Origin of the sequence: Amycolatopsis sp. FU40, from assembly GCF_021903635.1 — a bacterium.
GTDB lineage: Bacteria > Actinomycetota > Actinomycetes > Mycobacteriales > Pseudonocardiaceae > Amycolatopsis > Amycolatopsis dendrobii.
In genome coordinates this window covers 2,528,498-2,548,704 of the sequence record NZ_CP091381.1, presented here as the reverse complement: position 1 = coordinate 2,548,704, position 20,207 = coordinate 2,528,498, and the positions used below count along the sequence as shown (strand labels likewise).

Sequence of the window (20,207 nt, the reverse complement as noted above, 5' to 3'; positions counted from 1 at the left end):
ACGGTTTCCGCGACGCTGCACAGGCTTTCCTCGATGGCATCCTTGCGCGCGTGGGAACAACGCTCGACTCCCGCGTTGATGCACCAAGCGATCCTGGACGGCGTGAACGCGCGCCATGCTGCCGAAGCGGCTCACCTGAGCGTCGAGGAAGCACACGTGCGGTGGGGCGATTGGGCGGCGAAACGGCTGGCCCCGCAGCATCCCGGGGTCGCGGCGGAACTGCCGGTGCAGCAATTCCTCAGTGTGCACGCGGCTTTCGCAGCGGCACTTGCCGGAGAAGACCGGCGTTAACCGCGCAGGTCCGCCTCAAGCGCGGCCGCGGTCGCGCGCAGCGACGCCACTAGTGTCGGCAGCTGGTCTTTCCGGTAGCGCACACTCGGCATCGACACCGACAACCCGGCGACGACCACCCCGTCCGCTCCGTGCACCGGCACGCCGACGGCGGCCACTCCCCGTTCCGACCGGCCCTGGTTGAGCGCGAAACCGCTGCGCCGCACCCGAGCCAGCTCAGCCCGCAATTCCGCCGGATCCGGCCGCTCCCCGGGCTTGTCGGCTGCGTACAGTTCCGCCACCTGTTCCGGTGGCAGTTCGGCGAGCAGCAGCAGGCCGGCCGTCGTCTGATGCGCCGGGAAAACCATCCCTTCGCGTGAACCTACCCGCAATGCCTGCGAGCATTCGACGCTCGCGATGAACCGGGCGGTGTCCCCGGTCCGGACGGTCAGGTTCACCGACTCGTCCAGCAGGTCCACCAGCCGCCGCAGGTGCGGAAGCGCCGCCGCGCGCAGCTTCGACGCGGCCGACTGCGAATGCGCGGCGAGCTCCAGCACCGGACCGACCCGGTAGGCGCGGTTGGCGTCCTGAACGGCGAAGTCGCGGTAGACGAGCATCGCGAGCAGCCGGTGCGCGGTCGAGGGCGCGACGCCGATCCGCTCGGCCACCTCGGAGACCGTCAACGGGCCTTCGAGCTGCAGCATCGCCGCGATCCGCAGGGCGTTGTCGACGCTGGCCACCGCGTACGGCGGCGGGGCCTTGAACCGTTTCTCCATCGGGCTGCCTTTCCGCACACCAGAATCCCGTTTTCCGCAGACCGGGACGCGCCCACCATAACCCCATGACCAGCACTCCAGCGCGAACTCCCGTTCAGCTCGCCGCGGTCGACGCTCCGGGCCAGCCCGCGGTCACGCCCGCCCTGCGGAACCTTTACCGCGGCTTCGAACAGGAGCTGCTCGTTCCGTTGTGGACGGAGATCGGGGACCTGATGCCCGCGCATCCGCGCTCGCGCGCGTCGGCGCACCGATGGCAGTGGGCGAACCTGCTCCGGCTCGCCGAGCAGGCGGGCGAGATCGTGCCGGTCGGGCGCGGCGGGGAACGACGGGCCATCGCGCTCGCCAACCCCGGGCTCGGCGGCCGTCCGTTCGCGACCCCGACGCTGTGGGCGGCGATCCAGTACCTGATGCCCGGCGAGGACGCGCCCGAGCACCGGCACACGCAGAACGCGTTCCGGTTCGTCGTCGAAGGCTCGGGCGTGTGGACGGTCGTCGGCGGCGACGCGGTCGCGATGCGCCGCGGCGATTTTCTGCCGCAGGCGGGCTGGAACTGGCACGCGCACCACAACGCCACCCGCGAGCCGATGGCCTGGCTCGACGGCCTCGACATCCCGTTCCAGTACGGCATCGACGCGCAGTTCTTCGAGTTCGGCCGCGAACAGCTCAGCGCCGACGAGCGGATCACGCCCGAGCGGTCCCGTTCGGAACGGCTGTGGGCGCATCCGGGTCTGCGGCCGCTGTCCGTCGGCACTGTCGCGCCGGGTTCGCCGTTGCTGGCGTACAAGTGGGAGCACACCGACGCCGCCCTCCGCGACCAGCTGCAACTGGAGAAAGAAGGGTACGGCGGGACGGTCGAGCCGGGTCACGCGGCCGTCCGGTTCTCCAATCCGCACAACGGTTCCGACGTGCTGCCGACCATCCGCGCCGAGTTCCACCGCGTGGCCCGGGGCACCGAGACCGCACCGGTGCGCGAGACCGGCTCGTCGGTCTGCCAGGTGTTCGACGGCTCCGGCACGGTGACCGTCGGCGACACGTCGTGGGCGGTTTCGCGCGGGGACCTGTTCGTCGTCCCGTCGTGGCAGCCGTTCTCCGTGAAGTCGGAGTCCGGTGCCGCGGATTCCGACTCCGGTGCCCTTGACCTGTTCCGTTTCTCGGACGCGCCCGTGTTCGAGGCGCTCCACCTCGACCGTCAGGAGACCCTCCGATGAAGCTCGCCACCCTCCGCGTCGACGGCGGCACGCGCGCCGTCCGCCTCGACGGCGATGTCCTGGTCGACCTCGGCTCCCCCGACCTCGGCGCGCTCTTCGCCCAGGACGGCTGGGAAGCGCGCGCCGCCGAGGCGGCCGGCCAGACCTGGCCCGCCGAGGGCGCGGACCTCGCCCCGGTCGTGCCCCGTCCGTCCAAAGTGGTCTGCGTCGGGCACAACTACACCAACCACATCAAGGAAATGGGCCGCGAGCTGCCTTCGCACCCAACGCTGTTCCCGAAGTTCGCGGACACCCTGACCGGCCCGGCCGACCCGATCGTGAAGCCGGCCGAGACCGACGCGCTCGACTGGGAGGTCGAACTCGTCGTCGTGGTCGGCAAGCCCGTCCGGCGGGCCAGCGAGGACGAGGCTGTTGCGGCGATCGCCGGGTTCACCGTCATGAACGACGTCTCGGTCCGCGACTGGCAGTTCCGCACCATCGAGTGGACTCAGGGCAAGATCTGGCAGTCCTCGACCCCGGTCGGCCCGTATGTCGTCACGCCGGACGAGGTCGGCGGCGTCCGGCCCGCGCTCGAGGTGAAGACCACTGTGGACGGTCGCGTCATGCAGCAGGATGACACCGGCACGCTGCTGTTCGACCCGGTGTACCTGGTGCAGTACATCTCCACGATCGTCCAGCTCAACCCCGGCGACCTGATCGCGACCGGCACGCCCGCCGGGGTCGGCCACGCCCGCGATCCGAAGGTCTACCTGACCGGCGGCGAAACCGTGGTCACCGAGGTGGCCGGGATCGGTGCGTGCGTGAACCAGATCGTGAAGGAATCCTGATGGCGCCCGGCGACGCACGGAACTGGGTCTCGTTCGGGACCGAGCTTTTCCTGACCCACGCGAAAGAACTGTCCGGACCGAGCGCGCTGCCCGGCTGGACCCGCAAGCACCTCGCGGCGCACGTCGCGGCGAACGCGGACGCCCTCGGCAACCTCGTGCACTGGGCGCGGACCGGCGAACGCACCCCGATGTACGCGTCGCCGGATCAGCGGAACGCCGATATCGAAGCGGGCTCGCAGCTGTCCGAAGCCGAGCTCACCTCGCGGCTGCGGGATTCGGCGGGCTCGCTGGACTCCGCGATGGCCGCGCTGGCTCCGGAGCAGTGGCGGGCCGAGGTGGTCACCGCGCAGGGCCGGACGGTTGCCGCCACCGAGATCCCGTGGCTGCGGGCGCGCGAGGTGTGCGTGCACGCGGTCGACCTCGGCACCGGACTGTCGTTCGCTGACCTGCCGGAAGGGTTCCTGTCCGCGCTCGTCGCCGAAATCCGGGCCAAACGCGGTCTCGGCACGCTGCCGGACGGTCCGCTGCCCGACGTCGCGGCGTACCTGGCCGGACGGCCGCATTCGCTGACCGGGGTCCCCGACCTCGGCCCCTGGCTGTGAGGAGATCCCATGGACACCCCTGACGTGCTCGTCGTCGGCGGCGGGATCGGCGGGCTGAGCACCGCGTTCGCGCTGTCCCGGCTCGGCCTGCGGGTCCGGGTCCTGGAGCAGGCGAAGGAATTCGGCGAGGTCGGGGCCGGCATCCAGCTCGCACCCAACTGCACCCGGATCCTCGACGCCTACGGCCTGCTGGACAGCGCGAAGGCGCGCGGCGTCGTCCCGGACCGGATGGTCATGCGCGACGCCGTCGACGGCCGCGACCTCACCGCGCTCGACCTGCGCGACCTCGAACGGCGCTACGGTTTCCCGTACCTGGTCATCCACCGCAGCGACCTGCACCGGCTGTTCCTCGGCGCCTGCCGCGACGCGGGCGTCGAACTCCGCACCGAGCAACGGATCGTGTCGTACACACCGGACCCCGCGACCGCGGTGACCGACGACGGCACCGTGCACACCGCGCCGGTCGTGATCGCCGCCGACGGCCTGCACTCGGTCGCCCGGAAGCATTTCGCGAACGACCAGCCGGTCTCGTCGGCCTACGTCGCCTACCGCGGCACCGTGCCGATCGCCGAGGTCGGCCGTCCGGTCGATCTGTCCGAGGTCGTGGTTTATGTCGGCCCGCGGTGCCACTTTGTCCACTATGGACTCCGCGGTGGCGATCTGCTCAATCAGGTAGCCGTTTTCGAGTCGCCGAAGGCCGTGGCCGGCCTGGACGACTGGGGCACGCCGGACGAATTGGACACCGCCTTCGCCGCGACCTGCGAAGAGGTGCAGGCCGGGATCCCGCGGATGTGGCGGGACAAGTGGTGGCGGATGTACGACCGCGACCCGATCTCCACGTGGGTCGACGGCCGCCTCGCCCTGCTCGGCGACGCCGCGCACCCGCCGCTGCAGTATCTGGCGCAGGGCGCGATCATGGCCATCGAGGACGGTTGGGTCCTGGCCGAACACCGGAAACGATGGGGAGATTGGGACAGGGCGCTCGCCGCGTACGAGGCGGTCCGCACGGAACACTGCCGCCGAGTCGTGCTGACCGCCCGGTCCTGGGGAAACCTGTGGCATCTGGGCGGTGTCGAGCGCGAGCAACGCAACACCCTGCTGCGCGCCCGTGCGACGGAGGACTATTCGTTCACCGACTGGCTGTACGGTCCGACGGCCTTGTTCCCGGAGGACGAACCGGCGATGTTCGAGCCGGTCCCGCTGTCCACAGCGGACGATCTGACTGCCACCCGATAACCCGAAACCGGCGGTGAACAACCCGTTCACCGCCGGTTTTCTTGATCAGACCAGTTTCTCCGCAAGCCGCCGGCAGCCCTCCACCAGCGCGACCGCGTGGTCGTCCCGCTGGGCTTTCGTCATCCGGCCGGTCGGCGCGGCGACGCTCAGCCCGCCCAGCAGCGGACCGTCGGGCCGGGCGACCGCGCAGCCGATCGAGCTGACGCCGTCCTCGCTTTCGCCCGCGTTGAGCGCGTAACCCCGCCGCCGGATGCGTTCGATCTCCGCCAGCAGCGTGCTGCGGCTCGTCATGGTCTTCGTGGTGACCTGGCCGAGGACCTCGTCCGGGTAGCGTTGCGCGATCTGGTCGTCGGGCAGGCGGGCGAGCATCGCCTTGCCCAGGCTCGTCGCGTGCGCGGGAAGGGTGCGGCCGACGCGGCCGGACACCCGCAGCGCCCGGTCGCTCTCGATCACGTCCAGGAAGCGCACCTGGTTGCCTTCCAGGGAACCGAGGTGCACGGTTTCGCCGGTGGTTTCGGACAGCCATTGCAGCACCGGCCGCGCGACCGCGCGCAGGTCCATCTGGTTCACCACGGACAGTCCGATCTCGACCAGCGCGGGCCCGGCGCGGTAGACGCGGCTGGCCGGGTCCTGGTCGACGAACCCGTGGTGGACGAGCATCGCCATCAGCCGGTGCGCGGTCGACTGGCCCACGCCCAGCGCGTCCCGGGCGTCGGACAGCCGAAGCTCCCTCGTGGCGCTGAACATCCGCAGCAGCCGCAGCGCACGGTCCACGGATTCGATCGGGTACTGGGGAGCGGGCCGCGCGGGACCGGCTTCGGCAGCGGATGTCTGCATAGCAGACATGGTATCTGGACCAGGGTGTTCGCGGGCTGTTTCCAGGACAAGAGTTGGCAAAGTTTCTTGAGCACAGAATTGGAGTCTGCAAGCTAGACTTCGAGCCGGGTCGCGGGGTTAGCATGAGCCGACGGCACGCGGGGCTCCAGGTCCCCGCGGGACTCAGGAAGCGCAGGAGCGACGATGCTCGAAGCACATTCCGGCCCGGAAATCCCGACCCGGGTCGCCGAACTTCTCGACCGCGAGTGGCGCCTGCTCATCGACGGCAAACTCGTCCCGGCGCGGTCCGGCGCCGCCTTCTCCCGGGTGTCGCCTTACACCGGCACGGTGATCGCCGAGGTTCCCGACGCCGGACCCGACGACGTCGACGAGGCAGTGCGCGCCGCGAACGACGCGAGGGCGGTCTGGCGGGACACCCTGCCCGTCGAGCGGGCGAAGCTGGTCGCGGAACTGGCTGACGCGATCGAGAGCCACGGCGAAGAACTGGCCCTGCTCGACACCGTGGACGCCGGCTCGCCGATCTCGAACTCGCGCGTCGACGTCGGCGTGACGGTGGCGCAGCTGCGCATGTTCGCCGGGCAAGCGCTGGAACTCAAAGGCACCACGGTGCCCGCCAGCACCGCGCTGCACGTGACCACGCGCGAACCGGTCGGCGTGGTGGCGCGGATCGTGCCCTACAACCATCCGCTGATGTTCGCGGGCAAGGTCGCCGCGCCGCTGGTCGCGGGCAATCCGACGATCCTGAAGCCGCCGGAGGCCGCGCCGCTGTCCGCGCTGCGCCTGGCCGAACTGGCGAAGGACATCTTCCCGCCCGGTGTGCTGTCGGTGATCGTCGGCGACGGACCGGCGGTGCCGGACGCGCTGGTTCGGCACCGCCACGTGCGGCGGATCGGGTTCATCGGGTCCGAACCGACCGGACGCGCCATCCAGCGCGCCGCGGCCGAGAGCGGCGTCAAGGACGTCAGCCTCGAACTCGGCGGCAAGAACGCGATGGTGGTGTTCCCCGACGCGGACCTCGAAGCCGCGGCCGCCGGAGCGGTGTTCGGCATGAACTTCACCTGGTCCGGGCAGTCCTGCGGATCGAACTCGCGGCTGCTCGTGCACCAGGACGTCCACGACGCGCTCGTCGCCCGCGTCGTCGAGTCGATCGAGGCGCGCCGGATCGGCGATCCGTTCGACGAGCGGACCGAACAGGGCACGATGATCAACCAGGCGCAGTACGAGAAGTCGTTGTCCTACATCGACATCGCGGTCTCCGAGGGCGCCCGGATCGCGACCGGCGGCGGTCGTCCGGCTGGCGTCGGCCACGGCTTGTTCGTGGCCCCGACGGTGTTCACCGGCGTGCGCCCGGACATGCGGATCGCCCGCGAGGAGGTGTTCGGGCCGCTGCTGTCGGTCATCCCGTTCGCCGACGAGCCGGAAGCGGTCCGCATCGCCAACAGCGTCGACTACGGGCTGACCGCGAGCGTCTGGACCTCCGACGTCACCCGCGCGCACCGCGTCGCCCGCGCGTTCGAGGCCGGGTTCGTCTGGATCAACGGCTCGTCCCGGCATTTCCCCAACGTGCCCTTCGGCGGCGTCAAGGGCTCCGGCGTCGGCCGCGAGGAAAGCCTCGAGGAACTGCTCAGCTACACCGAAACCAAATCCATCAACGTCATGTTCTGACGATCCGAAGGCAAAGGGGCCCTCATGGCGTACGTCATCGGCATCGACACCGGCGGAACGTTCACCGACGCGTTCGTCGCCGACCAGCACAACCGGCTCGCCGCGGCCAAAACCCCGTCCACTCCCCCGGATTTCGCGACCGGCTTCCTCACCGCGATCGACGAACTCGCCGCGGAACTCGGCATCCCGGTCCGCGAACTGCTCGCCAACACCGACTATCTCGTGCACGGCACCACCTCGACGCTCAACGCGCTCGTGACCGGGGACGTCGCGCAGGTCGGCTTCCTCACCACCCGAGGCCATGCGGACTCGATCAGCATCATGAACCTCGAAGGCCGCTACGCCGGTCTGGGCAGCGACGACATCCAGCACATGGCGCGGACCGCGAAACCCGCGTCGTTGGTGCCCCGGCACCGGATCCGCGAGATCGACGAACGCGTGGACTACCAGGGCCGCGTCGTCGTCCCGCTCGACGAAGACGGCGTCCGGACCGCAGTGCGCGACCTGCTCGCCGACGGTGCCGAAGCTATCGCGGTGTCGTTGCTGTGGTCGTTCCGCAATCCGGCGCACGAGCAGCGGGTGCGCGCGATCGTGCGGGAGGAAGCACCGGAGGTGTACGTGGCGCTGTCCAGCGAGGTCAGCCCGCGCATCCGGGAGTACCCGCGCAACGTCACGACGATCATGAACACCCAGGTCGGCCCGCGGCTGGGCAGCTATCTGCGGCCGCTCGAAGCCGAACTGCGGGAACGCGGGCTCACCGGCGCACTGCTGGTGATGCAGGGTTCCGGCGGCTGCGTCACCGCTGCGGACGCTCCGGCGCACGCGATCACCACCATCGGTTCGGTGCTCACCGGCGGCGTCGTCGGCTGCACGCGAATGGCCGCGTCACTGGGCCACGACAAGGTGATCTCGACCGACATGGGCGGCACGACGTTCCTGGTCGGGCTGGTCGTCGACGGCAAACCGGTGACCACCACCAGCACGATCCTCAACCAGTACACGATCAGCACGCCCATGGTCGACGTGCACACGATCGGGGCCGGCGGCGGCGCGATCGCCTGGGTCGACCTGGGCGGCAACCTCCGCGTCGGGCCGCGCAGCGCGGGCGCCCGCCCGGGCCCGGCCTGTTACGGCGAGGGCGGCTGGGAGCCGACGGTCACCGACGCGGATCTCGTCCTCGGCATCATCAACCCGGACAACTTCCTGGGCGGGCGCAAGAAACTGGACGTCCAGCTGTCGCGGGACGCCATCGACAAGGTGGTCGCGACCCCGCTCGGCATGTCCGTCGAGGACGCCGCGGCGGCGATCTACGCGATCCAGAACGCCCAGACCGCCGACCTCGTCCGCAAGGTCGTGGTGAACTCCGGCCAAGACCCGCGAGACTTCACGCTCTACGCGTTCGGCGGCGCGGGCCCGATGCACTGCGCGAGCTACTCGGCCGACCTCGGTGTCAAGGAGGTCGTGGTCCCGCTCGGGTCCACGGCAGCGGTCTTCTCCGCCTACGGCCTGGCCGCCTCGGACATCGTGCTGACCGCCGAACAGTCGCAGCCGGTCGCGATGCCGGTCGCGGCGGAGACCGCGAACGAGGTGTTCACCGGCCTGGAACGGGAACTGGAACGCCGGTTGGCCGAACAAGGCCTGACCTTCTCCGCGATCAGCTACGAACGCGAAGCCGACATCCGCTACACGATGCAGCTCGCGGAGGTCGCGACCCCGGTACCCGGCGGCGACCTGACCGCCGAGTCGGTGGAGCAGCTCGGCCAGGACTTCGAAGCGAGCTACGAAGCGTTGTACGGCAAGGGATCCGGCTTCCCCGACGCCGGACTGCAGCTGATCACCTACCGCGTCCGCGCGACCGGGATCCTGCAGATCCAGCCGGAACTGCCCGAACACCGCACCCTGTCCGGCGAACCCGCCACGAGCGGCGAGCGGGAGGTCCTGCTCGACGTGCGCACCGGACGGCAACCGGCCGCGATCTACGACTACCGCGCACTCGGCGCGGGCCACGAGATCGAAGGCCCGGCAGTAGTCGAAGCGCCGACCACCACCGTCGCCCTGCCGCCGGGCACGCAGGCCACTGTGGACCGTCTCGGCAACCTCGTGATCCGTTTCCCCGAACGGAAGGAACACTCCTGATGGCTGTCATCCCCGTCGCCGGATCCGAGCGATTCGTCCAGTCCGGCGCTCCCCTCGACCCGGCCGCCCGGTTCGGCGACCTGAAACTGCACCGCGTCAGCTCCGGCGCCGTGGACGCGCTCACCTACGAGGTGGTCCGGCACCGGCTGGTCGCCATCACCGACGACATGGGCGACGCGATCAAGCGCATGTCCGGTTCGGTCGTCGTGACCGACTGCAACGACTTCGGCGCGGGCATCATGGACGAGACCGGCGAAACCGTCCAGGTCGGGCTGTACAACATGCAGCTCGGGTCCGCTTTGGACATGGCGGTGCGCTGGACGCTGGAGCACCGCGCCGAGAACCCGGGAATCGCGCCGGGCGACCAGTTCCTGCTCAATGACCCGTGGATCGGCGGCGGTCTGCACCAGAACGACGTCACCGTCCTCGCGCCGTTGTTCTACGACGGTCAGCTGTTCTGCTGGACCGGCGCGGTCGCGCACCAGGTCGACCTCGGCGGCGTGTCGCCGGGCAGTTGGTCGGTCGAGGGACACGACGTCTTCTGGGAGGCGCTGCCGATCCCGCCGGTGAAGATCGTCGAAGGCGGTCGGCTGCGCTCGGACATGGAGGACATGTACCTGCGGCGGTCCCGCGTGCCGCGGCTCGTCGGACTGGACCTGCGCGCCAAGATCGGCGCGAACAACGTCGCACAGGACCGGCTCACCGCGCTCATCGACAAGTACGGCCCGGACACCGTCAAGGCGGTGATGAAGAAGATGATGGGCGACGCGGAATCCCAGCTGCGCACGAAACTCCGCGCGCTGCCGGACGGAACGTGGTCGGCGGTCGCGCACCAGGACGGGGCGCGGGCGGGCGACCGGGACATCCACAAGATCGTGGTGGCGATGTCCAAACAGGACGACACGCTCACCTTCGATTTCACCGGCACCGACCCCCAGGTCGACGGGATCATCAACTGCACCCTCGCCGGATTGCGCGGCGGCATCCTGCCGATCCTGCTGACCATGCTGTGCCCGGACATCTCCTGGTCGCCCGGCGGGATCTACCGGTGCGTCGAGATCGTCAGCGAACCCGGGACGATCAACAACTGCACCTTCCCGGCGGGCATCGGGAAGGCGTCGGTCAACTCGGCCTGGTCCACGCAGAACGCGGTCTCCGAAACCGTCGCGCAGATGCTGAGCACGCACGCCGAACTGAGCCGGTCGGCGATGAGCGTCTGCTGCGGCACCTGGGACCTCACCTTGCTGGCCGGCGTGGACCAGCGCGGCGGCGGTTTCGCCACGATGCTGTGCGACGCGATGTCCGGCGGCCTCGGCGCGAAGGTGGACGGCGACGGCGTCGACACCGGCGGCGAGAACTGCATTCCGATGGGCCGCATCGCCGACATCGAGATCAACGAGTTCAGCTTCCCGATGCTCTACCTGTGGCGGCGCGAGGAGGTCGATTCCGGCGGACCGGGCCGGTGGCGCGGCGGCGTCGGAGCGTCGAGCTGCTTCATTCCCTACGACTCCCCCACGCGCAGCGTGCATCTCGTCGTCTCCGCGAACGGCAAGGCGGTGCCGCAGGCTCCCGGCATCTCGGGCGGCTATCCCGCGGCCACGCAATGGGACGTCCTCGTCCGCGACACCACCGTGCGCGACCAGCTCGCAAGCGGCCGGATCCCGCAGACGATCGACGACCTGCGCGGCCGCGCGGACACCCTCCCGCCGCACCTGGAAACCGACCTCGCCGAAGCGGACGTCTACTTCACCCATTGGCAGGGCGGCGGCGGAATCGGCGATCCGCTGCACCGCGAACCCGACCGCGTCGCCGCCGATGTCCGCGACGGCAAGGTGTCCGCTCTCGCTGCGCTCGACGTTTACGGCGTCGTGCTGGCTGACGGCGAACCGGACCGCGCTGCCACCGCGGCACAACGCGAGCGGCTGCGGTACCAGCGCGCCGGGCTCACGCCGCCGGAAGGAGCGCACCAGTGAACCTCGACCTCAACCTCCGCGTGGACGAAGCCACCGGCGCGGTCGTCTGCCGCCACTGCGCGGCCCGGATCGGAGACACCACCGCCGAACCGATGGCGCACGCGCTGCGCCACGAACGCCCCTCGACCGAAGCCGGACCGGGCGTCCACGCCGACCCGGCCGCGTTCGTCGACCGGGAAGTCCTGTTGCGCCAGGCATTCTGCCCCGGCTGCCTGACTTTGCTGGCCACCGAGATCGTCCCGGACGGCGAACCCTCCTACCGAAGCTGGAGCCTCACATGACTCTCAACGGACTCGCCGGAAAGGTCGTCGTCGTGACCGGCGCGGCCCAAGGCATCGGCGCGGCTTACGCCCGCCGCCTGGTTTCCGAAGGCGCGACCGTGGTGCTCGCCGACCTCAACCTCGAAGGCGTCCAAGCCACCGCCGCGTCTTTCGACGGCCCTGGCAAAGCCAGCGCGTACGCACTCGACGTCTCCAGCCGCACCAGCTGCGCCGAGTTCGCCGCGGCATTGACCGAGGCGCACGGCCGGGTCGACGGCCTGGTCAACAACGCCGCGATCTTCTCCACCATCAAGATGAAACCGTTCTGGGAGATCACCGACGAGGAATGGGATCGCCTGATGGCGGTCAACCTCCGCGGTCCGTGGCTGCTCGTGTCGGCGCTGCTGCCGCTGCTGCAGGCTTCGCCGTCGGCCAGTGTCGTCAACATCGGCTCCGACGCGGTGCAGCTCGGCCGCCCCGGCTACCTGCATTACGTGGCCAGCAAGGGCGGCGTGCACGGCATGACGTTCTCGATGGCGCGGGAACTCGGCGAGTTCGGCATCCGGGTCAACACGCTGTCGCCGGGGCCGGTCTACACCGAAGTCGCGCGGGAAACCGTGACGCCGGAACAACGCGAGGCCATGCTGCGAGCCCAATCGCTGCACCGCCCGGCCGGGGCCGACGACATGACCGGACTGGCCGCGTTCCTGCTCAGCGACGACGCGGGCTACCTGACCGGCCAGACCCTCAGCGTCAACGGCGGGCTGGTGCACCGATGAGCACGCACCAGGAGCTCGTCGCGCTGTCGTCCCGGATCCTGGCCGCCGCCGGACAAGGCGATCTCATCTGGGGCCACGTCTCGTGCCGTGACGCCGACGGGCGGGGCGTGTGGATCAAGTCGGCGGAATGGGGCATGGAGGAGGTAACGCCGGAGCGGGTCCACCTGGTCGACGCGGACGGCGAGGTCGTCTCCGGAACCGGGCCGCGGCACAGCGAATACCCGATCCACACCGAGGTCATCGCCGCACGGCCGGACGTCAACGCGGTGGTGCACACCCATGCCCCGCACGCCGTCGCCCTCGCCGCGACGGGACAGGAGCTGCGGCCGGTGAGCCACGCCGCGAACCTGTTCGTGCCGCCCGAGGTGCCGCGCTACACCGAGACCGCCGATTTGATCCTGACGCCGGAATTGGGCAAGTCCCTGGCGGCGGAACTCGGCGATGCCCGGGCAGTGTTCCTGGTGAATCACGGGATCGTCGCCGTCGGCGATTCGGTGGAAAGCGCGACCGTAGCCGCGGTGGTGCTGGAGCGGGCGTGCGAGCAGCAGTTGCTGACGCAGTCGTTCGGCGGGTGGCCTGCTTGGTCGCCGCCGGAGGAATCGCACGCGAAGCGCGAGCACATCTATCACCCGCGCGCGGTGCGGGCGGTGTGGGACTACTTGGTGCGGCAGCTGCCTTGAGGCGACGGGTGCGCTGTCCGGATGCGTGGGCAGCGCACCTTCAGCCGTTGCCGTCCTGCACGGCGCGGACAACGAGCGGATGCTGGTCCGGCATGTGCTTCGCGCACGCGCGAGCGTTGGGCTCGGCCAAGAACACCGGCTTGGTGTTGTCCGGCGGATACACCCGCAGCCCGTCGACGGGAGTGGGCGCGCAGCTTGCCGGATCGTAGACATCGACGTTGACCTGGTCGAGCCACGCCGCGGCCGACTGGCCGGGCGCCAGTGTCAAGGCAGGCACCGGGCCGGGTTCCCGTTTCGCGGCATCGCCCACCTGACGCCGGTCCACGACGTAGGAAACGCCCGGATACCCGCGCAGCGCGCAGGCGTCGCCGCCGAAGTTGGTGAAGACGATCGGCACGTAGTAATGCCCGGCCGCCCCTTCTCCTTGGCCCAGCGCGACATCCAGTCCACTGGTCCGGCATGGCGCGGTTGCCCGGGCAGCCGGCTGGGGAACCCAGGCGGTGCCGGCGAGTGCGGCCGCGACGCCGCCGATCATGAGGTACCGGGCCGAGATCACTGTCGTTCTCCCGTCGTCCGAGATTCCGTCGATGCTTCTCATCCTGGCAAGCCGCTGCCCGCGGCCCGAGAGGCCAAGGACCCTGTGCGGCAGGGCTTTGCGTCATCGGCGCGTCGGCGGCCGGCCGCCGGTACCGGTCCATTCCGCCGGAAACCCCATTGTCCGACCAGATGCGCGCCGGAATCCGCACCCGCCGCGGACTTGCCGCGATAGGGAACAATTTCTAGGGCAGGTTCCGCGGCGGAGGGGCGGCTCGATGACGGTCCGAGTCTTGCTGGTCGAGGACGACGCCCTGATCAGCGAAGCGCTTTCCCTCGCGCTGGCTGACCAGGGCTGCACGGTGCTGCAGGCCGCGTGCGGCGAAGACGCGTTGGCGATGCTGGGATCGGTGAGCGTGGACGTCGTCCTGCTCGACCTGATGCTGCCGGGCATGGACGGGCTCGCCGTCTGCCACGAGTTGCGCGTGCGCGGCGAGCTGCCGGTCATCGTCATCACCGCACGGGCCGACAGCCAGGACGTCATCGCCGGTCTGGAAGCCGGTGCCGACGACTACGTGACCAAGCCGCTGGTCGCCGGCGAACTGGCGGCCCGCATCCGCGCGCTGTTGCGCCGCGCGGCGCCGGTCCGCCGATGCTGTCTCCAGGTCGGCGACCTGTTGCTGAGCACGCACGACGAGACGGTCTCGCGCGAAGGCGTCCCCATTCGCCTTACCCGTACCGAATTCCGTCTCCTGGCCGAATTGGCCGCCGCCGAGGGCGAGGTCGTCACCCGGGAGCAGTTGCTGCACCGGATCTGGGGACGCGACTACTTCGGCGGCACGCGCCTGCTCGATGTCCACATCCGGCGATTGCGCCGCAAAGTCGAGCCTAATCCCGATTGTCCGCGTCTCGTGCTCACCGTCCGGGGCATCGGCTACCGCGCCGAGCCCCGCCCGTGAGCGCCGCTTCCGTGTCCCGCCTTTCCTTGCGCTTCCGGGTTTCCGCCGCGTTCGGGCTCGGCCTGCTGGTGGTGGTCAGCGTGCTGTCGGCGGCGACCTGGCACCTCGCCACCGACTACCTGCTCAACCAGCGCCAGCAGAGCGCCGACCGGCATGCCCGGATCAACGCGCGGCTGGTCGAGAACGAGGTCCGCGACCGGACCGACGGTCTCGGCGAACTGCTGTCCGGCCTCACGTCCGGACCGAATTCGACGATCCTCGTGTCGCTTCCCGGCGGCTGGCACACCGCCGGACGCCCGATCGGCCCCGCGGACCTCCCGCCCGGCCTGCTCTCCCGCACCCGCCCCGGCGCGCCCGCGCACGACCGGTTCACCGCCGACGGGGTCCCGGTCCTCGTGGTCGCGCAGCAACTCGCCAAGTCGAAGGGCTATTACGTCGAACTCCATCCGCTGCTCGGCCTCGAACGGACCTTCCGCAAGCTGCGCATGATCCTCGTCGCGGGCACCGTGACGTGCGGGCTGTTCGGCGTCGTCCTCGGCGCGTGGGCGGCCCGGCGCGCGCTCCGTCCGCTGGCCGCGTTCACCGAAACCGCAGCCCGGATCGCCCGCGGCGACATGCGCGCGCGACTGCCCGAACAAGCCGGACCCGACCTCGCTCCCCTCGCCGCGACGTTCAACGCCACCGCCGATGCCCTGGAACGACGCGTCCGCCGTGACGCGCGTTTCGCCGCCGACGTCAGTCACGAACTGCGCTCGCCGCTCACCACGATGACGACCGTCGCGGAAGTCCTCGAACGCCGTCGCGACGCCATGCCCGCGCCCGCGCAGAAGGCGTTGCAGCTCTTGCTGGCCGAACTCCACCGGTTCCGCGGCATGGTGCTCGACCTGCTGGAGATCTCGGCCGTCGACCAAGCCGACAACGGCGAGGAACGCGAACTGGTCGATCTGGGCTCGCTCGTCCGCAGCGGCGTCGCGAGCAGCCCCGCCCCGCGCCCGGCCCTGGAACTCCCTTCGGAACCCTTGCTGGTGGCAGCGGACCGCCGCCGCCTCGACCGCGTCCTCGCGAACCTGCTCGACAACGCGGCCCGCTACGGCGGCGGCGCGGTCCGCGTGGCCGCGCACGCGTGCCACGGCGTCGTCCGGTTGGAAGTCGACGACGCCGGCGACGGGGTGCCCGCCGAACTCCGGGAACGCATTTTCGAACGGTTCTCCCGCGGCGTGCACGCCGGACGACGGGACCCCGGCTCGGGGACCGGCCTGGGATTGGCGATCGTCGCCGACCACGTGTACCGCCACGAGGGACGTGTGTGGGCGGAGGGCCGCCCGGGCGGCGGGGCGCGGTTCGTCGTCGAACTCCCGCAAGCGCACGGGTGACGCGGTCAGGGACCCGGTTTCGGCATCACGGGCTCTCTCACGGTCTCCGTTCGTAGAGCGTCCCCAGCCGCACCAGGGTGGGACGTCCGTCCGGGCCCGGTTCGTAGAACTGCACCGCCAGCAGACCCCCCGGAGCGCCGGCGTCCATGACGAATCGGCTCCGCGCACTGTCGACGCACGCGAGCGGCATGGCCTGCCCTCCGCCCGCGGCGCTGCCCATCAGGCGGTCCCATTCCGCCAGCCCGGGGTCGGGTGTCAGCCGGGCGTGGAGCTGTCCGCCGAGCGCCTCGACCGACACCTCGCCGTCCGGGGCACGGTAGAGCCCGGTGAACCGTTCGATCTCGACCTCCGCGCTCCCCTTCGGCGGGTCGATGGCGGCCGGTCCCGGAACATCGAAGCACTTTTCGAGCAGCTCAGCGCACAGCGTGGAATGCAGCATCGCTCCGGTAGTGCTGTTGGTAAGCACCGCGAGCACGACATTCTGCCGGGGAATGACGTAAAGGGTCGAATGCATGCCGAGGTTGGCGCCGGAGTGGGTAAGAACTGGGTCGTCGCCCTCCCGGAAGATGCCCCAGCCGAGTCCGAAGTTCGCGCATCCGCGGAGACAGCCCCAAAAGTCGTCGTACTGGGGCGTGCGCATCTGTTCCAGGGCCGCCTTCGACAGGAGCCGGTGTCCGCCGGGTGTCCTGCCGTCGAGGTGCATCCGACCGAAGCGGATCAGTGATTCGACGTCGACCCACAAGCGCGAGCCGGCGGGACCGTACTCAGGCCACACGCGCAGGCGCGGTACCCGGGAGACGGCCCCGCTCGCCGGGTCGACGACATGTCCGACGGCGGTTGAGCGGAGCAGCAGTTCCTCGGCGTCCGAGCTCGCGTTCATGCCGAGCGGCTCGAGAACGCGCTTGCTCAGTGCGACGTCGAAGCGTTCGCCGGTGAGCACCTCCGCCAGCCGGCCGAGTGTGCTCATTCCCATGTTGCTGTAAGAGAACCGCCGGCCGGGGACGCCCGTGACGTCCAGCGCCGCGAGCTCTCGAAGCAATCGCTCGAGCACGTCGTCGCCCGGGGCGAGGTTCGGCAGGTAGTTGCCGGGCAGGCCGGACGAGTGGTTGAGCAGCATCCGCACGGTGATCGTCGCAGAGCGGGCGGGGTTCGCTGCGGTGAAGCCGGGCAGGTACCGCACGACGGGCGTGTCGAGGTCGAGCCGCCCTTCGTCCACGAGGGTCATCGCCAGGGAAGCGGTGAGCGTCTTCGTGACGGATCCGGCGGCGAACAGCGTGTCCGGCAGCACCGGAGCGCCGGTCGCCGCGTTGACCGTTCCGGTCTCGGCCCGGACGAGCGTGCCGTCGTGCCACAGCGCGGCCGACGCGCCGGTCACGGTGAACTTCTCGGCCAGCCGCGAAAGACGATCGGCGAGTTCGTTCGAGGTGATCATCGGTCATGCCCTCTCCGCAGGTGCTCGATGCTCCGATGCTGTCAGGCGCGGTCCGGTGCCGGCCATCGTCACTCGTCTCAGGACGGCGGACCCGGATGCGAACATTGTCGAACGGCCCCTCTCAGCCGCGCGACTCCTGTCCATACCGTGACCGCGCCTGCGGGACCTACCGTCAAGGGACGGCGTGAGAGCACGGCGTGCTGGACCACGGAAGGAAGACGACGATGTCACTCCTGCTGACTGGTGCGACCGTCATCGACGGCGTTTCCGACAAGGGCATCGACGGGCACGCGATCCTGATCGAGAACGGCCGCATCGCGGCGATCGGCCGCCCGGACGAACTGGCGGTCGCCGCGGGAACCGAGACCGTCGACTTCAGCGGGAAGTTCCTCATCCCCGGGCTGATGAACGCGAACGTGCATCTCCTCGTCAACGTTCTCTTCGAGACGCTCGTCCGATACGAAGGCCGCTACGAGGACTTGATCGTCGAGGCCGCGCAGGTCGCGCTGAAAAACGGATTGACGACGGTGTTCGACACCTGGGGGCCGCGCCGCGCGCTGACGGCGGCTCGTGACCGGATCGACCGGGGCGCGACGCCCGGCAGCCGTATCCGCTGTGCGGGCAACATCATCGGATTCGACGGACCGTTCTCCGACGACTTCGACCGGCGCATCCCCGGTGTCGGGAGCTCCCGTTTCGTCGACCGGGTGAACGCGGCGTGGGTGGAGAACGTCGGGCGGCACCTGATGTGGCTGACGGCCGAGGAGGTCGGCAACGAGGTCCGCGCCTACCTCAGGCGCGGCGTGGACTTCGTCAAGTACGCGTCGAACGAGCACGGCGGGGCCGCTGCCGGGGCCTTCATCCAGTTCTCGGAGCGCACGCAGCGCGTCATCGTCGAAGAAGCTCACCGAGCCGGGTTGACCGCGCAGTCGCATACCTCGACGGTCGAGGGCCTGCGGATGGCGATCGAGGCGGGCTGCGACCTCGTGCAGCACGCCAACGCGACGGGTCCCGCCGAAATCCCGCGGGCTACCCTCGAACTGTTCGCCGAGAAGAACTGCGGTGCGGTCGTCTTCCCGTTGACTGACAACGGTTTCAAGGTTCTCCGCGAGTCCGTTTCGGACCACGAATGGACGATGTGGAAAGCCTCGGACGTCAACGCCCGCAACCTCGTCGGCTCGGGGGCGTCGATCCTGCTCGCCAACGACGGCGGCATTTTCGCCCCGGAAGTCATGAACGAGCCGATGATCAAGGGCACTTGGAACGGGCTGCCCGAAGACGAAGCGCTGGGCCGCCTGGCGACCGGTCATTTCGTCTGGCTCCGGGCGATGGAGGAAAAGGGCATGTCGCCGATGGCGCTGCTGCACGCGGCGACCCGCAACATCGCCGAGGCCTACCGGGTCGACGACGACCTCGGGACCATCGAAGCAGGCAAGATCGCCGACCTGGTCGTGCTCGACGAGGATCCCTTGCGCAGCGCCAAGAACTACCAGACCATTCACGCCGTCATCAAGGACGGCGCCATCGTCGATCTCGACGCGCTGCCGCAGCGGCCGTTGCTGACCGCGGAACTTTCTCCGCCGCTTGAAGAAGAAACCCGCTACAAGAAAGCCCTCCAGCACGGCGCACGCATGCCTGGCTGCCCCGCTTGCGCGAACGGAAACCACCGATGACCCAGTCGAACTCCGCCGCGTGCCACGCCAAGGCACCGGTATGGGAACAGCACTGCTGTCTTCCTCTCGACCCGGACGCCGACGTCGACGCCCTGTGGCGGTACGCCGAGGCGGGAGCGTCGTTCGTGTCGGTGAACGCCGGTTACGCTCCGCACGGCATAGCGGACACGATCCGAGTGCTGTCCGGGTTCCGCCGCCAGTTGCTTGCCAGGCCCGACCGCTACCTCCTGGCCCGCACGGCCGGGGACGTGCGCGCGGCCAAGGCCACCGGACGGCTCGCGGTCGCGTTCGACCTGGAAGACACCCGTCCGCTGGACGAGCGGATCGAGCTGGTGCAGACCTATTACGACCTGGGGGTGCGCACCATGGTGCTGACCTACAACCACCGCAACGCCGCCGGTTCGGGCTGCCACGACGAGTCCGACGGCGGCCTGACGAGGTTCGGCAGCGAGGTGGTGGCCGAGATGAACCGGGTGGGAATGACGGTCGATGCCGCGCACTGCTCGTACCGGACGTCGATGGACCTCTTCGCCGCGTCGACGGCACCGGTGGTGTTGTCCCATACGGCCGCTCGCGCGGTGCACGATCACGAGCGGAACGTATGGGACGACCAGATGCTCGCCTGCGCGGCCACCGGCGGCGTCGTCGGGATCAACGGCGTCGGGATGTTCCTGGGGGCCAACGACGCGAGCACCGAGACACTCGTCCGCCACATCGACCACGCCGTGGAGCTGGTCGGCTGGGAACACGTAGGCCTCGGGCTGGACTACTGCTTCGCCGAAGACGATCTCAACGCCGAACTGGCCGCGAATCCCGAACTGTTCCCGCCGAGCTACTCGCGGTGGGAACGGCTGGAGTTCGTCGAGCCCGAGCGGCTGCCCGCCATCGCCGCGGCTCTGCTGGACCGCGGCCACGCGCCGGGGGCCGTCGCGGGGATTCTCGGCGGGAACTTCCTTCGGGTGGCGGAGAAGGTGTGGCAGTGAACCG

19 protein-coding genes are annotated in these 20,207 nt (G+C 69.9%); 15 read left to right on the top strand and 4 right to left on the bottom strand.

Translation table 11 applies throughout. From position 1 onward, the window contains the following. The first annotated feature begins 33 nt into the window (after positions 1–33). The gene (locus L3Q65_RS12640) at positions 34–291 is read left to right on the top strand and encodes a hypothetical protein (protein ID WP_237599725.1); all 258 of its coding nucleotides are present in this window, start codon (positions 34–36) and stop codon (positions 289–291) included. Here L3Q65_RS12640 and L3Q65_RS12635 read toward each other — a convergent pair. After that, positions 288–1,046, bottom strand: a complete 759-nt coding sequence (locus L3Q65_RS12635; protein WP_237599724.1) for an IclR family transcriptional regulator — start codon at positions 1,044–1,046, stop codon at positions 288–290. The genes L3Q65_RS12640 and L3Q65_RS12635 overlap by 4 nt on opposite strands. Positions 1,047–1,111: 65 nt before the next feature. Between L3Q65_RS12635 and L3Q65_RS12630 the strand changes: the two genes are divergently transcribed. Genes L3Q65_RS12630 through L3Q65_RS12615 form a run of 4 tightly spaced genes read left to right on the top strand, consistent with a single transcriptional unit; the run spans position 1,112 to position 4,919 of the window. Then, a complete protein-coding gene (locus tag L3Q65_RS12630) occupies positions 1,112–2,254 on the top strand; it encodes a cupin domain-containing protein (RefSeq protein ID WP_182889405.1) in 1,143 nt (380 codons plus the stop codon). Continuing rightward, complete coding sequence (locus L3Q65_RS12625) at positions 2,251–3,081, top strand: fumarylacetoacetate hydrolase family protein (protein WP_237599723.1); 831 nt, start codon at positions 2,251–2,253, stop codon at positions 3,079–3,081. The genes L3Q65_RS12630 and L3Q65_RS12625 overlap by 4 nt, the downstream gene beginning before the upstream one ends. After that, positions 3,081–3,683 (top strand): maleylpyruvate isomerase family mycothiol-dependent enzyme, encoded by a 603-nt coding sequence (locus tag L3Q65_RS12620; protein WP_182889407.1) that lies wholly within the window; start codon positions 3,081–3,083, stop codon positions 3,681–3,683. The genes L3Q65_RS12625 and L3Q65_RS12620 overlap by 1 nt, the downstream gene beginning before the upstream one ends. A 9-nt stretch (positions 3,684–3,692) precedes the next feature. Further along, positions 3,693–4,919 (top strand): FAD-dependent oxidoreductase, encoded by a 1,227-nt coding sequence (locus tag L3Q65_RS12615; RefSeq protein WP_237599722.1) that lies wholly within the window; start codon positions 3,693–3,695, stop codon positions 4,917–4,919. Between the two features lie 45 nt (positions 4,920–4,964). Here the strand turns inward: L3Q65_RS12615 and L3Q65_RS12610 are convergent, their stop codons facing one another. Next, entirely contained in the window at positions 4,965–5,756 is a 792-nt protein-coding gene (locus L3Q65_RS12610) for an IclR family transcriptional regulator (protein ID WP_182889409.1), read from the bottom strand. Positions 5,757–5,939: 183 nt separating this feature from the next. Between L3Q65_RS12610 and L3Q65_RS12605 the strand changes: the two genes are divergently transcribed. The 6 genes from L3Q65_RS12605 to L3Q65_RS12580 are packed head-to-tail and all read left to right on the top strand — an operon-like array spanning position 5,940 to position 13,249. Next, entirely contained in the window at positions 5,940–7,421 is a 1,482-nt protein-coding gene (locus L3Q65_RS12605; protein ID WP_182889410.1) for an aldehyde dehydrogenase family protein, read from the top strand. Between the two features lie 24 nt (positions 7,422–7,445). Continuing rightward, complete coding sequence (locus L3Q65_RS12600; RefSeq protein WP_237599721.1) at positions 7,446–9,557, top strand: hydantoinase/oxoprolinase family protein; 2,112 nt, start codon at positions 7,446–7,448, stop codon at positions 9,555–9,557. Beyond that, positions 9,557–11,530 (top strand): hydantoinase B/oxoprolinase family protein, encoded by a 1,974-nt coding sequence (locus L3Q65_RS12595; RefSeq protein ID WP_237599720.1) that lies wholly within the window; start codon positions 9,557–9,559, stop codon positions 11,528–11,530. The genes L3Q65_RS12600 and L3Q65_RS12595 overlap by 1 nt, the downstream gene beginning before the upstream one ends. Then, positions 11,527–11,811, top strand: a complete 285-nt coding sequence (locus tag L3Q65_RS12590) for an acetone carboxylase subunit gamma (protein ID WP_182889413.1) — start codon at positions 11,527–11,529, stop codon at positions 11,809–11,811. The genes L3Q65_RS12595 and L3Q65_RS12590 overlap by 4 nt, the downstream gene beginning before the upstream one ends. After that, entirely contained in the window at positions 11,808–12,569 is a 762-nt protein-coding gene (locus L3Q65_RS12585) for an SDR family NAD(P)-dependent oxidoreductase (protein ID WP_237599719.1), read from the top strand. The genes L3Q65_RS12590 and L3Q65_RS12585 overlap by 4 nt, the downstream gene beginning before the upstream one ends. After that, complete coding sequence (locus L3Q65_RS12580; RefSeq protein ID WP_182889415.1) at positions 12,566–13,249, top strand: class II aldolase/adducin family protein; 684 nt, start codon at positions 12,566–12,568, stop codon at positions 13,247–13,249. The genes L3Q65_RS12585 and L3Q65_RS12580 overlap by 4 nt, the downstream gene beginning before the upstream one ends. Positions 13,250–13,289: 40 nt before the next feature. Here the strand turns inward: L3Q65_RS12580 and L3Q65_RS12575 are convergent, their stop codons facing one another. After that, on the bottom strand, positions 13,290–13,847 hold the full coding sequence (locus L3Q65_RS12575; protein WP_237599718.1) for a DUF4232 domain-containing protein: 558 nt from the start codon (positions 13,845–13,847) through the stop codon (positions 13,290–13,292). Positions 13,848–14,061: 214 nt separating this feature from the next. Here L3Q65_RS12575 and L3Q65_RS12570 point away from each other — a divergent pair, with 214 nt between their 5' ends. After that, complete coding sequence (locus tag L3Q65_RS12570; protein WP_182889417.1) at positions 14,062–14,742, top strand: response regulator transcription factor; 681 nt, start codon at positions 14,062–14,064, stop codon at positions 14,740–14,742. Next, the gene (locus tag L3Q65_RS12565; RefSeq protein WP_182889418.1) at positions 14,739–16,115 is read left to right on the top strand and encodes a cell wall metabolism sensor histidine kinase WalK; all 1,377 of its coding nucleotides are present in this window, start codon (positions 14,739–14,741) and stop codon (positions 16,113–16,115) included. The genes L3Q65_RS12570 and L3Q65_RS12565 overlap by 4 nt, the downstream gene beginning before the upstream one ends. 37 nt (positions 16,116–16,152) lie before the next feature. Here L3Q65_RS12565 and L3Q65_RS12560 read toward each other — a convergent pair whose 3' ends face one another. Next, on the bottom strand, positions 16,153–17,547 hold the full coding sequence (locus L3Q65_RS12560; protein WP_237599717.1) for a serine hydrolase: 1,395 nt from the start codon (positions 17,545–17,547) through the stop codon (positions 16,153–16,155). A gap of 224 nt (positions 17,548–17,771) precedes the next feature. Here L3Q65_RS12560 and L3Q65_RS12555 point away from each other — a divergent pair, with 224 nt between their 5' ends. Beyond that, complete coding sequence (locus tag L3Q65_RS12555) at positions 17,772–19,220, top strand: amidohydrolase family protein (protein ID WP_182889420.1); 1,449 nt, start codon at positions 17,772–17,774, stop codon at positions 19,218–19,220. Then, positions 19,217–20,203 (top strand): dipeptidase, encoded by a 987-nt coding sequence (locus L3Q65_RS12550; protein ID WP_182889421.1) that lies wholly within the window; start codon positions 19,217–19,219, stop codon positions 20,201–20,203. Before L3Q65_RS12555 ends, L3Q65_RS12550 begins: the two co-directional genes overlap by 4 nt. Positions 20,204–20,207: the final 4 nt, after the last annotated feature.